We start from the raw sequence: 13,612 nt of genomic DNA, 5'->3' as shown, positions 1-13,612 counted from the left end.
TGCTAATGGTTAAAGCATGTCAGGCTAAAAAATGGTGTGCGCCACGCCGGCACCGCAAAATGTGCCCAGAGCTCAGAGATCGGGCCTCAGGTATCGGGACTCAGATACCAAGGCGATAATAACGCGGCCATAATAACGTGGTGCCAACAACGCGATTATAAAAATACCCCCGCGTAAAATATCTGTCCGGTCATGCCAATCGCGAACCAATCTCTGGCTTAGTCTTTTTCTTATTGAGGCATGTATCAATAGCAATTGACTTTTGTATAGCATCAGGGAAAAACAATGAGCGAGATCATAGATATTCTGCTTACCGCAGGTCTTATCATTTTTATTATTTTTATTATTTTTATTGCCGGCATCATGGCGGTAAAGAAAAACCAATCCAAACGTAAGTAATCCATTCAGATGTAAAAGCGAGTCTGAAGATTAACCGGCACGTACCAACCGCGCACTTTGGTGGGGGTCCCACTCATATGAGCCAGCCGGTAACATGACAACTTGATAAGTAATTAACTAGCCTGGTGTAGTGCAGATGCCATATGGCATATGGCAGGGCAAAGAAACGCGCATATCTGTAAACACACACTGTTGATGCAACCAAATTCCTATGTGGCAAGCGCCGCTCTGAAATCGATTGCAATAGCCTTTGTAATTAGCCTGATATCCAACCCAGTCCTTCTGTGGTGCCCGCTGCTACGCTCGCTACTATGCCCTCTGTTGCGCTTCTTTAGCCACGCTTTATGTGCCCTGAAGTGCGCGCTGAAGTACGCACCTGTGAAAAGTTTGCAGCTACCTGTGTCTTTACGGGAGCATCGGGATGTGTAAAACTAAATGATAATTATTATCATTTACATATCTGGCGATTTACTCGCTTTTTATCTATCGAAAGGACCCTGCATGAAAACGCACTCATGTGTCTGGATGCGCCCGGCGCTGGCTTTATTCTCTTTAAGTACAATATCTGGTGCGCTTATGGCGCAAACCGCAGATGACGATGAGCTCGAGCATATTGAGATAAACCCTTGCAGGCGTATCGCAGCACGGCTACTAAGTCTTCGCTCAGACCCATTGATGCACCGGTCAGTATCAGTGTTATTGATCAGCAGTTGCTGCAACTTCGTCAGGCCGACTCGGTTAACAAAGCGCTTCGTTACACCTCCGGGGTGACCACAGAAAGTCGTCCTACAATTACTATTTTTGATCAGTTTACGATTCGTGGTTTCACCACGTATCAAACATTTTACGATGGTTTGCCCTTGCTGACCAACAATAGCTGGAACCTGTATCCGCAGGTGGATGCATTTGCCACCGAGGCGCTGGAAATTTTAAAAGGGCCGGCGTCATCGCTTTATGGTCTGGTACCTCCGGGCGGCATGGTTAATCAGGTGGCAAAGTTTCCTACCGATGATAATGCCTCTTTGGTGCGGGCGATGGTAGGGTCTGATGGCCTGCTTGAGTTGGGGCTGGATACCGCTGGTACGCTCACTGAAGATACCCATTATCGGGTAGTGGCGTTAGGGCGTTCACGGGACGGCTATCAGGATACCACGGAAACCGAACGCTATACGTTCGCGCCTTCTATCACGATGGATCTTAGTGATGCTACTGAGCTTACCTTCTCAGCCTATTATCAGGATGATCCGCAAATGGTGCCTTCGACCCCATTACCGGGGGTGGGAACTTTGTATGAGACGGCCTATGGCAAGATCACGCCATCAGCCTATGCCGGTGATGAAAACTGGAATAGTTTCTCGCGGGAAGTGCTGATGCTGGGCTACAAACTACATCACCAAATCAACGAAAACTGGTCTGTGCTACAGAAATTTCGTTATACCGATGCTGATGCGCAGCAACAAAATACCTATCACAATGCGCTGGCTGAAGACGGCATCACGTTACTGCGTTCAGCGTATTCAACCGATGAAGCAATAGATGGCATTACGGTAGATACACAACTGGCAGGCCGTGTGGTGACCGCTGATATTGTGCATAATTTATTACTGGGAGTGGACTATCAGAGCTCGGATTCCACGGTCGCCTACCGTGATACGTTAGGTAATGAGACACCCACCCTTGATTTGAGCAATATCGATAACAATCTGTTTGAGCCTGAGCAACTGCCGCTGGATTTCTATCAGGAAGATCATGCCATTGATATCCGTCAGCTAGGGGTCTATCTGCAGGATGAAATGCAGGTTGGCAATTTTACCTTGCTGTTAAACGGCCGGTTTGATCACTACGACAGCACAGATGAAGTTAGCAATATTTATAACACCTCAGCTTATGGGAGTACCGCCGAGATTGACCAGAATGAGTTTTCCGGGCGGGCGGCGGCCATGTACACCTTTGAGTCTGGCTGGCGGATTTATGCTAATTTCTCAGAGTCTTTTGAACCGGTGGTGGGGTTTGATTCACAAACCGGGGAGGGGTTTAAACCTACCACGGCCCAGCAAATCGAGGCGGGCACCAAGTATCAAAGTCAGGATGGTGGGACCACATTCACCGGCGCTTATTTTGTCCTGACCAAGGAAAATGTGGTGGTGAACAGCCCGGATTTTATTTCCAGGACCCAAAATGGCGAGGTAGAGTCTAAGGGGCTTGAGCTGGAGCTTAACACTGCGCTTACCGACTCGCTGGTGCTGCAGGCCAGTGCAACCTACCTGGATATGGCAGTAACCGAAGATCCGTTAGATCCGGCGGTCGTGGGAAAAACACCGGTATGGGTAGCAGAACAAAGCGCGTCGCTGTGGGCCAATTACTTTTTCAGTGACACGCTAAGTGGGCTGATGCTGGGCGCAGGGCTTCGTTATACCGGAGAGCAGCAGGCGGATAAATACAACAGTGATGTGGTGCCTTCCTACACAGTGGTGGATATGGTGCTGGCGTACGATATTCCAAAGTATGATGTTCGGCTGACCGGCAGTGTCAGTAATGTGGCAGACAAAGAATATGTAGGGGCCTGTTACGATACCAATAATTGTTGGTATGGCGCGCAGCGTCGCGTGGAGGTGGGGGTACAAAAACGCTTCTAAACCGCCTGAAACCGTGCCGGAGACCGGCACGGTTGGTGTTTTAGTGGTCGTCAGTAAGTTTAAGCGTGGTACGCATGTAATCGAGAAACTGACACAGCTCGGCTGACATCAGCGCAAACTCTGCATCCAGACGGGCATGAACCTGATCTTTAGGAATATCGTCGGTTTCTTCTTTTACCCGATCGGTAAATTTGACTCGCTTAAACGAGCCATCTTCGGCAATCACCGCGCTTAATGATTCCTGCCAGGCAAATCCAATTTTTTGTACCAGCTTGCCAGAGCTAAGATGAAGCTCAATTTCCTCACTGTCCAGCGGCTGATTTTTGCAGCGGATGACGCTTTCTAAATCATCAGTGGATTTAAGCTCGGCTTCTTCCAGTAACTCAATCTGATCAGGCGCTCCATCAGTCAGCCAGTGGGTTAACTCGCTTTGCAGACTGCGACGTGCCATCGGCACTACCGGTAAGGATTCAATTGCTTTACGCACCATCGCCAGAAAGGCTTCTGCTTTACCATCCGATGAGCTATCCACCACCACCATCTTGTCAGGGATAGAAATAAAGCCGTGGGTGTAGCTGTTTTTGGTAAAGGCCTGAGGCAACAAACGGGTAATGATTTCCTGTTTAAGATCGGCCTGGGCTTTTTTGTTTACCGGCGAGCCGGTTTCGGCTTCAATCTGCGCGACTTTTTCAGCCAGTTCACTATTGATAACCGTTGCGGGTAAAATACGTTCCTGCTTTTTTAAGGTGATCCAGTAACGCTGCTGGACCTGATGAAACATCATTGTGCTTTCGCCCGCGGCCGACAACGGCGGAACAAACCCCATGGTGTTAAGGTCCTGGCTGCCACAAGGGCGAAAACTGAATTCACTTAATGCACTTTGCAAGTCATCGTCATCTAACGATAACGGTTGAGTAAGTTGATAGGCTTTTATATTTTTAAACCACATTGCCAGATTCTTCATTGTTCAGTACGGGCGGCAAGCGTACCAACCACCGTGCGTTGGCGCAACGAACTTTAGCGCTATTTTATCTTCCTGAATGGGGGGTTAGGCCTGGCCTGTGGCGGTATGCTGAAACTGGGGAAAAACGATGTCATAACGCAGTCCCTGACCCGGATTACTGCTGGCGCTGATGGTACCCTGCAACGACTGTGTGACCAGGTTGTACATAATATGGGTGCCCAGACCGCTGCCCCCAAATGCTGACGGGTCGTAAAAAAGGCATCAAATAAGCGGGCTAAATCATCAGGGCTTACCCCTTTGCCATCATCCTGATAGACCATAGAAATCTGCTTGTTTTCAAGGTTTACCGTGAGCGAAATCGTACCGGGCTGAGAAGACTCAAAACCATGAAGCAATGAATTCTCAATCATATTGGTCAGCAGCTGAGCAATGACCCCGGGAGCACAGTGAATCTCCAGTGCTTCAGGACAATCGATGGTGATGGTGTGGGTTGAAGCGTTAAAGTGTGGGGCCAGGGTCTGCACAATTTCATCCAGATAGGTTTTGAGATTGAAGGTGCGTTCGGCTTCGCTGGTCTGATCGACCGAAACCTGTTTAAAGCTGGCAATAAGATTGCGGGCGCGCTGCAGATTGGTCTGCAGTAGCCGGGTGATTTGGCTGGCATCTTCTAAAAAGCTTTGCATCTGGGGTTGGGTGATGCTTTGTTGCTGATATTGGCCGGTAAGGGTTTCCAGACGATCCTGTAACACCCCGGCCGCGGTGACGCTGGTGCCCAGAGGGGGGTTCACATCGTGGGTGATGCCAGCCACCAGGCCGCCCAAAGACGCCATCCGTTCAGACTCCACCAGCTGATCCCGGGTGTGATTCACCATTTCCATCGAGTGCGCCAGCTCGGCATTTCGTTCACGCAGCTCTTTTTCAACCCGCTTACGCTGTTCATTTTCCTGCCGCAGTTTTCGCTGATTGGCGATTAGCTCATCCTTTTGCTGCTCAAGATCGAGCATAATCTGCGACAAAGAAGCTGTTTTCCTGGCCACTTCCTGTTCCAGCTGCAGATTTTGTTCATCCAGCTGTCGATAAGCCTGCTGCAGTTTTTGTTGGGTGCCCCGCAGTTTATTCTGCGAGCCGATTAAGTCGTCAATAACCTGATTATACGATTGCTGTAATTGGCGTAGTTCGTTGTCGTCTACCGACATGGCAATTTTTGATTGTTGCGGATGCTCAGCATCAAACGCGCTCATTTGCTCGGTAATCTCGGCCATAGGCTGAGACAGCAACTGGCGAAAGGCGGTCATAAATAAAAATACCAAAAAGGTGGTTTTTACGATGGCATTACCAATCAAAAAGAAGATGCCTACTTCAATCCGGCTGAATATGATGTCGAAGCTGGAATACAGGGTGACATCGCCCACGTACGACGCCCGCCCTGAAAATTCAAAAACAAGTGGAAAACTGTAGCTGAAAACCCCGCCGTGATGGTCTTCCTGTCTGCTGCTTTCGATCGGCGATCCCAGGCGTTCGGCGGTATTACCCAAATCAGCTATATATTCGCCGGTTTCATCACGGATCTGTATGCCTTCGACGATAGGCAGCTGAATCAGTCCTTCGGCAATCGACATCGCCTGCGGGATGTTCAACTCCCATATCGCGCGGGTCAGGCTGGTGGAGAAGGTCGTCCTTAGGGTCTGGAGTTCACCTTCAATGTGCTGTTTGGTGCTCAGGTATTCGGTAAAAATCTGACCAGCGGTTACCACCACGGTGAGAATGAAATACACCGATAACACACGGGTCAGTAATTTTCTGGAGAGTCCCGTTTTAACAGGCGTTTTGGACAAGGCAAATCCGTTTTTTTATTCAATTTTTTTATAAAATCCAGAATAGGTGCAAAAGCATGTTGAAACAAGTAGGTTTGCGGTAAGCTGCTTGATTACAGGTTGCCGGTAGCTTGACACAATCTGGAATGTGTTTAATAAAAATGTCATACAAACTATGAATAATGGCGGCGTTAAATTATGAGCAGGATCCCCTCGATGTCCCGAACAGTGTTAGTGGTAGAAGATGAAGCCCCCATTCGCGAAATGCTAAAGCTGGTTTTAGACCAGGCCGGCTTTTCGGTAATCGAGGCTGAAGACTACGATATTGCCAAAGAAAAAATCTGTGAACCGTATCCGGACCTGATTTTACTGGACTGGATGCTGCCTGGCGGAAGTGGGGTGCAGCTGGCCAAAAGCCTGAAGCAGCATGAGTTTACCCGAGAAATCCCGGTTATAATGCTTACCGCTCGCGGCGAAGAAGACGATAAGATTCGCGGGCTGGATGCCGGCGCGGATGATTACATCACCAAGCCATTTTCACCAAAAGAATTGATCGCTCGTATCAAAGCAGTAATGCGCCGGGTGACTCCAACTTCAAACGAAACGCCGATCGAAATTAATGGTCTGACGCTGGAGCCGGTGGCGCACCGGGTTACGGCTAATGAGGAACCGGTGGATCTGGGGCCTACAGAATTTAAACTGTTGCATTTTTTCATGTCACATCCAGAGCGGGTCTATAGCCGTGAAGTGCTGTTAGATAAGGTCTGGGGCACCAATGTGTATGTGGAAGATCGCACGGTGGATGTGCATATTCGCCGTTTACGCAAAGCTATTTCCAAACACCATCACGATGCCATGATTCAGACGGTGCGTGGGGCAGGTTACCGATTTTCAGTAAAGTAATCATTTAACATCATCAAAGTTTCCGGAAGATGAGGTCGCTTCCGGTCGTTATCTGTTGGTTGCAGGAGTTTATTGCCACACCATGTATTATCCGTTTTCCTGGCTGAAGAGCTGTTTAAAACTGGTGCTGTATTTCTTCAGTTTTGCGCTGGTGGGATGGTATGTGGATGCTTTGTGGGTACTGCTGCTATTAGGTGTGGTCATGCTGCTGGCTACCAACTACTGGCATCTGTATAAACTGAATCGCTGGCTTTGGCACAGCCGCAAAATGTCACCCCCAACCGTAACCGGCGTCTGGGAACACATTTATGAGGGAATTTATCATCTGCAGCGGCGTAATCGCACCAAGCGTAAAGAGCTCAGTGGCTTGATAAAGCGTTTTCGGGAAGGTTCAGAGGCGCTTCCTGATGCCGCGGTGGTGGTGGATGCCAATGCCTGTATCATCTGGTGTAATCGTCTGGCCCGCCTTGACCTGGGGTTGAAATGGCCCAGTGATGCTGGCCGCCGACTGGACAACCTGATTCGGCATCCTGCGTTTATTGAATATTTTCATGCCGATAACTTTGATCATCCCATTGAAGTGCCATCGCCGACCAATCCTAATAAAACCTTCGAATATCGCATCATGCCGTATGGTGAGGAGCATTTGTTGCTGATTGCCCGTGATATCACCCGGATTTCACAGCTGGAGGCGATGCGTAAAGATTTTGTGGCTAATGTGTCCCATGAGCTGCGCACGCCATTGACGGTCATTACCGGTTATCTTGAATTTTTGCCGGTGGATAGCCAGGAAAACCCGATGATGGCCAAGGCCTTCAACGAAATGACTGCCCAGACTCAGCGAATGCAAAATTTAATCGAGGACTTGCTGGTGTTATCGCGAATAGAAGCCAGTTCTGAGCGCATTTACGAGCATGTGGTGGATATGCCGGTGATGCTGCAGCAGCTTGAGCGCGAAGCGCAGGCACTCAACAAAGACAAAGGTCACACCATTACCTTTCATGTAACCGACGGTCTTAAAGTGTACGGGGTGGAAACAGAGTTACGCAGCGCCTGCTCGAACCTGGTATTTAACGCCGTCCATTATACCCCGCCAGGCGGCGTGATTGATGTATATTGGCAGCAAACGGCAGAAGGCGTACGCTTTTGTGTGGCCGACAATGGTGAGGGAATTTCCCAGGCTCATCTTGCCCGTCTGACCGAGCGTTTTTATCGGGTGGATAAAGCCCGTTCACGCAAAACCGGCGGCTCAGGACTGGGCCTGTCGATTGTTAAGCATGTATTAAGTCATCATAACTCTCAACTGGAGATCAGCAGCGTGGTGAATCAGGGAAGCCAATTTGCCTTTGTACTAAACCGCGAGTTGCTGGCTGCCTCATGAAGTATCTAAAAGGCTGGTTCGGATTAACCTCGCATGGCATTGCGACTTACCAGAAGTCAGGGCTGGGGCTGTGGCTAACCGCGCTGGCGGTGCTGTTACCGGCGCCGGCAATGGCTCAGGCGCTGCCAGAATACGAACGTCAGCCAGGCGTTGCGGGCAATATTACCTCCGTAGGTTCGGATACCCTGGCCAATGTCATGGCGTTTTGGTCCCAGGAGTTTAAGACACTCTATCCACAGGTAAAATTTCAGCTTCAGGCTTCAGGCTCGTCCACCGCGCCGCCGGCGCTCACCGAAGGTACCGCCACCATCGGCCCCATGAGCCGGGCGTTGAAGCCCAGCGAAGTTCGTGAATTTGTGCATCGGCACGGATATCCCCCACCGTATTAAAAGTGGCCATGGATGCCATCGCCATTTTTGTGCAACGGCAAAATCCATTGCCGGGACTGACCCTGGCACAGGTGGATGCGCTGTTTTCCCAGACCCGCTTTTGTGGCGCACCTGCGACCTTGACCCATTGGCAACAATTGCTGCCCGAAGTTGAGGGCAGGCGCTCCTCTATCCGGCTGTTTGGCCGTAATTCGGTGTCAGGCACATACAGTATGTTTAAGGGTATGGCTTTATGCGACGGGGATTTCCGACCGGTGGTTAACGAGCAGCCAAGCTCGGCCTCGGTGGTGATGTCGGTGGCCGCCAATGCGGCGGGCATTGGTTATGCGGCCTATGGATACCAGACCGCCGGGGTGCGCGCAGTACCCGTGGGACCCGATGCGGGCTCGTTCATTGAACTGACTACCGACAGTGTCAGTGATGAAACCTATCCATTCACACGATATTTGTATCTGATGGTCAATAAAGCACCGGATAAACCCTTACCAGTATTGGAGCAGGAGTTCTTATGCTATGTGTTATCGTCCCAGGGACAGCGGCAGGTCGAACGTGATGGCTATTTTCCGGTGGGCACGAAGGCTTTGCTGGATCAGCGGCGTTTATTAGGTTGCGCCCTCAGATAATCCCTGCCTTTCGCTAAGTTCTTCTTTTTAATAGTTTCTGCTGCGCCGGCTGTTTTAAGCTTTGTTGGTTTACCGCCCTTCAAATCCAAATATAAAACTTTTATGACACTAATCAGATGTAACGAAAGTGTCATCATAATTATATAGGCTTCCACAGGTCTTAATTGAACGTAATTGTCCTTGTGGAGAAACAAATGGCTATCAAGCAATTTTTTAAAATCTCAGCGGTAGCCGGTGCCTTGGTACTGGCAGGTTGTGGCGGCGATATTAATATCAATGAAGGTGATGTCACCAACCAGACCGGAGCCGATACCACCCCAGACCCAGCCCCGGGTGATGGCAGTGATAACGCCTTAATTGAAGCGGGTCTGGCCACTGATGTATCTGCTGATTTTCCAGAAATTGCTGATAAGCCGGTGTATCAACTAAGCGCTAATACACAATTCAACGAGAATGTGACGTTAAGCGCCGATGCACATTGGGTATTGAATGGGCGGACCGCGGTGGGCGGCGATAATGAGAATTCTGCGGTGTTAACCATCGAAGCAGGAACAACCCTTATTGGTCAGGCCGGTGAAGACTTTTTGGTGGTACGCCGTGGTTCACAAATCATGGCTAACGGGACTGCCGAGGCGCCTATCATTATGACCTCGGTACAGGATGTCACCGGTCAGGAAACAGCCATTGGCCAATGGGGCGGTCTGGTGATACTGGGACGCGCGCCGGCCAACTCCTGTGGCGATCAGGTGGGCGAAACCACCGACGATGAGCTGAACAATTGTGGGGTGTCGGCAGAAGGCGATGCTGGCCAGTTTGGCGGCAATCTGCCGGAAGATAATTCGGGCGTGCTCAATTACGTGGTGGTTAAAAACGCCGGCCGTACCCTGGGAAATGGTGATGAGCTCAACGGAATTAGCTTTGCCGGCGTGGGCTCGGGCACTGAGGTTGACTATATTCAGGTGCATCAGAATCTGGATGATGGTATCGAGTTTTTCGGTGGTACTGTCAATGTAAAGCACGTGGTATTAACCGCTAATGGTGATGACTCGTTTGACTGGTCATTCGGCTGGACCGGTAATGCTCAGTATGTGCTGATCAAACAGGATGCGGCCGACGGTGACAATGCCTTTGAATCTGACAACAGCGAGTTTGATGCCGCGGCTACGCCACAGACCAATCCTACCATCGCTAATGTCACCATTATTGGTGCTGACGATGCCAACGGCGTGCGTCTGCGTGCAGGTACCGCCGGCTTGTTGGCAAACTTTGTGATCACCGGCCCCGATGCCTATAGCAACTGCCTGCGTATTAATGGCACAGAGTCTCAGGCAAATGCGGATAATGGCGATTTGACCATGACCAACTCGATCGTGGCGTGCGCCGAAGGCAACAACTTCAGTGATGACGAGAGTAGCCCGGGCTTCACCCAAAGCTGGTTTGAAGCGCAAGCCGGTAATCAGGTGGTCGCACAGGATGGTCTGGGTCTGGCCGCAAACGGCTATCAGCCGGCCGCAGGTTCGGTATTACTGGAAGGCGCAGCCGATATGTCTGCTCAGAACAGCTATTTTGAAGCCACCACCTTTATTGGTGCCATGGATGCGTCCGATGACTGGACTGCCGGCTGGGTTACTGTGGGCCTTAATTGAGTAGTGTATTGCTTAAGATACTGAGACTTAGGCGCCTGCTCGGCGCCTAAGTTATTAGCAACGCAGCATTTCAGTTACAGCCCTCATGGAGTGTGTTAGATGAATCATAAAAACCGTTCAGTGCCAGCCAAATCAACCTTATGTGTAGCGGTGTCTATGGCGTTGTTCGCCGGCGCCATTACGTCTTTGCCGACCCATGCACAGGACAGCGGGCAGGCTGATGAACAGCAGGCCATTGAAGAGGTCGTCGCTACTGGCACCCGTTTAAAAGGCACCGCTTCTGCGGTCTTACAAGAACGCCAGAATCAGGCATTTGTGGCCGACATCCTGGGTGCCGATCAAATTTCACGTACCGGTGACGGCGATGCGGCTGCCGCCCTCAAGCGAGTCACTGGCCTGACCCTGGTGGACGGCAAATTTATCTATGTCCGTGGTCTTGGAGAGCGCTATTCCAGCACCCAGCTTAATGGCATGGGCGTGCCCAGCCCGGACCCCACACGCTCTGTGGTACCACTGGATTTATTTCCGGCTGATATTATCGAAAGTCTGAATGTGCAAAAGTCATTTTCACCCGATATGCCCGCGCACTTCGGGGCGGAAGTGTGAATATTCGCACCAAATCCATCCCTTCTGAGTTTGTTTTCAAAGTCTCTGGTGGAGTGGACTACAATACCAACAACTCAACTGAGGGTTTTTTCTATAGCGGCGGCGGTGATGACTGGACCGGCCGTGACGATGGAACCCGGGCCCTGTCTTCGGTGATCCAGAATAATCTGGATCAGGCTCAGGCGGATGACGGCATCGAAGGTTCCGGCACCTATCCGCTCACGCTGGCTCAGCGCCAGCAAATGCTAGGCTCTATGTTCTGGGATATCGGCCCGGATGCCAAAGAGGTGGACCCGGCATTTGATATTGGCGCCACCCTGGGTGACCGGTTTGTCACTGACTATGGGGAAATTGGTTTTTTATCCAGCATCTCCTATGCCAATGAATGGAGTGTGGGCGAGGAGCAGTCAGGCACCAACTTAGGCACCGTCGGCTGCTCAGATTTACCGGACGAAAAAACCGCCGGCGCGAAATGCTTTGCCCAATCCTTTGATGGGGTCGAAACCGAGCAAAGCGTCAGCTGGAGCGGCATGTTCAATGTGGGTTATGAATACAACAGCAACCATCGTCTGGAACTGACCAATGTCATTTTGCATGATATGAACGATCGGGTTCGTGTGCGTGATTTTGTGGATGTAAATGAAACGGTATTCGGGGTCCGTGAATTACAACGGGTCGATATGTTGTTTGAAGAACGTCGCATGACCTCAAGCCAAATTGAAGGCACGCATAACTTTCCTGAGCTGAATTTTTTGTACTTTGACTGGTACGCCGGCACCAGCCGGGCAAACCGTCAGGCGCCGGGCGGCGTCTCGGCGACTTACCAGATCACCCAGCAGGACGGCGAGTTTTTATCGCAGCAATTGCAGGATGTGTCGGCCACCAATGTCAGTCGCCAATATCAAAGTCTGCGTGATGTGTCGGATACCTGGGGTTGGAATGCCGGCTACCCTATCAATATCGATGGTGTAGAGTTAGAAATAAAAGCCGGCGCCGACTTTTTTGAAAAGGCCCGTAAAGCCGAAAATATCACTATCCAGGTGCCACATCGGGCCATCGCCGATGATGCGCTGGTGGGTGATCAAATTGACGAAATCTTTAGTTCGGATGCATTGGCCAGTGACGAATTTTATGCCAGCAGCACCGGGGCGGGTATTTTACAATCCAATATGGCCGATGGCGATGAATACGCCGCCGGCACCAAAATCGACGCGTATTATTTAATGGCAGATGCGTTTATTGACAACACCTGGCGGCTTTCCGGCGGGGTTCGTTATGAAGATTTTCGTCAGATATCGGTGCCGTTTGAAGCTCATGCCAACAGCTTTGCGGTGACCACCGAGGAAGCGGCCGATCTGGCGTTTATGGAAGATGACTTTTTTCCTTCGCTGGCGCTGACTTACATTATGGATGAGGAAATGCAATTTCGTCTGAATGTTAGCGAGTCGGCCATTCGCCCCGACCTGCGCGATGTCAGCACCACGTTCTTTATCGATCCATTGACCGAGTTTTTGGTACGGGGGTCACCCTTGCTGAAAAGCTCTAAGCTCACCAATGTGGACTTTCGCTGGGAATGGTATCGTGAAGCGGGTAATAACCTGTCGGCAGCGCTGTTTTATAAAGACATTGAAAACCCTATTGAGCTGGTGGAGCTGGGTACAGTAGGAGGCGCCGCGCCAAACCTGCTTACCGCTAATGGAGAGTCGGGAGAGTTGTACGGCATGGAAGTCGAGTTTTTACAGGACTTAAGCATTATCGATAAGGACCTGGTCGATTTCTTTGTCACCGGCAACGTCACCATGTCCGATTCTAATGTGGTGATTGGCGCGGCCGATGACGGGGTCACCAGCTTGTTTGAAGAACAGCTGCTGGATGCGCTAAATGCTACCAGTGCCTCGAACATTGTCACCAATAATGAACGCCGGCTGGTGGGCCACTCCGAATGGGTGTTAAATCTGCAAATGGGCTATGACTCTCCCAATGGCGAGCATTCTGCCACCCTGGTATACAATGCGTTTGGTCCGCGCATAATTGTGCCGGGCACCCGGGGTAACCAGGACGCTGAAGAGCAAACCTTTCACTCGGTAGACTTCAATTATTCGTACTATCCGGACTTCAACACCCAGATTAAGCTGAGCCTTAAAAACCTGTTGAACGAAGAAAAACAAATCACCCAGGAAGGGCTTGATTTGTTGCGTGAAGAACGAGGTATGGAAATCGGTTTAAGTTACAGCTATAACTTTTAACCTGC

General features: G+C 50.5%; 6 protein-coding genes and 3 pseudogenes. 7 read left to right on the top strand and 2 right to left on the bottom strand.

Annotated features, from left to right (window positions below; translation table 11 throughout):
• The first annotated feature begins 975 nt into the window (after positions 1 to 975).
• Positions 976 to 3,035, top strand: a pseudogene (locus IT774_RS14040) (TonB-dependent siderophore receptor).
• Between the two features lie 40 nt (positions 3,036 to 3,075).
• Here IT774_RS14040 and rdgC read toward each other — a convergent pair.
• Complete coding sequence (gene rdgC / locus IT774_RS14035; RefSeq protein ID WP_195810314.1) at positions 3,076 to 3,984, bottom strand: recombination-associated protein RdgC; 909 nt, start codon at positions 3,982 to 3,984, stop codon at positions 3,076 to 3,078.
• Positions 3,985 to 4,083: 99 nt separating this feature from the next.
• Positions 4,084 to 5,783: pseudogene (locus IT774_RS14030) on the bottom strand (ATP-binding protein).
• A 246-nt stretch (positions 5,784 to 6,029) separates the two neighbouring features.
• Here IT774_RS14030 and phoB point away from each other — a divergent pair.
• From phoB to IT774_RS14005, 6 genes and pseudogenes are all read left to right on the top strand, one after another.
• Positions 6,030 to 6,716, top strand: a complete 687-nt coding sequence (gene phoB / locus IT774_RS14025) for a phosphate regulon transcriptional regulator PhoB (RefSeq protein ID WP_195810313.1) — start codon at positions 6,030 to 6,032, stop codon at positions 6,714 to 6,716.
• 82 nt (positions 6,717 to 6,798) lie between these two features.
• Entirely contained in the window at positions 6,799 to 8,097 is a 1,299-nt protein-coding gene (gene phoR, locus IT774_RS14020; protein ID WP_195810312.1) for a phosphate regulon sensor histidine kinase PhoR, read from the top strand.
• Positions 8,094 to 9,109, top strand: a pseudogene (locus IT774_RS14015) (PstS family phosphate ABC transporter substrate-binding protein). The gene phoR and the pseudogene IT774_RS14015 overlap by 4 nt, the downstream one beginning before the upstream one ends.
• A gap of 194 nt (positions 9,110 to 9,303) precedes the next feature.
• Positions 9,304 to 10,755, top strand: coding sequence for a hypothetical protein (locus IT774_RS14010; RefSeq protein ID WP_195810311.1), 1,452 nt, complete (start codon positions 9,304 to 9,306; stop codon positions 10,753 to 10,755).
• A 99-nt stretch (positions 10,756 to 10,854) separates the two neighbouring features.
• Positions 10,855 to 11,361 (top strand): TonB-dependent receptor plug domain-containing protein, encoded by a 507-nt coding sequence (locus tag IT774_RS17545; RefSeq protein WP_232365002.1) that lies wholly within the window; start codon positions 10,855 to 10,857, stop codon positions 11,359 to 11,361.
• Entirely contained in the window at positions 11,358 to 13,607 is a 2,250-nt protein-coding gene (locus tag IT774_RS14005) for a TonB-dependent receptor domain-containing protein (RefSeq protein WP_232365001.1), read from the top strand. Before IT774_RS17545 ends, IT774_RS14005 begins: the two co-directional genes overlap by 4 nt.
• The last annotated feature ends 5 nt before the right edge of the window (positions 13,608 to 13,612 follow it).

Origin of the sequence: Salinimonas marina (assembly GCF_015644725.1) — a bacterium.
Taxonomy (GTDB): Bacteria; Pseudomonadota; Gammaproteobacteria; order Enterobacterales; family Alteromonadaceae; genus Alteromonas.
The sequence above is the reverse complement of the archived record's forward strand: the minus strand, read 5'-3'. Positions and strand labels throughout refer to the sequence as shown.

What these genes read in the sequence shown, in the direction of transcription:
- rdgC (WP_195810314.1), bottom strand. Translation starts at nt 3,984, where the DNA reads ATGTGGTTTAAAAATATAAAAGCCTATCAACTTACTCAACCGTTATCG.
- phoB (WP_195810313.1), top strand. Translation starts at nt 6,030, where the DNA reads ATGTCCCGAACAGTGTTAGTGGTAGAAGATGAAGCCCCCATTCGCGAA.
- phoR (WP_195810312.1), top strand. Translation starts at nt 6,799, where the DNA reads ATGTATTATCCGTTTTCCTGGCTGAAGAGCTGTTTAAAACTGGTGCTG.
- IT774_RS14010 (WP_195810311.1), top strand. Translation starts at nt 9,304, where the DNA reads ATGGCTATCAAGCAATTTTTTAAAATCTCAGCGGTAGCCGGTGCCTTG.
- IT774_RS17545 (WP_232365002.1), top strand. Translation starts at nt 10,855, where the DNA reads ATGAATCATAAAAACCGTTCAGTGCCAGCCAAATCAACCTTATGTGTA.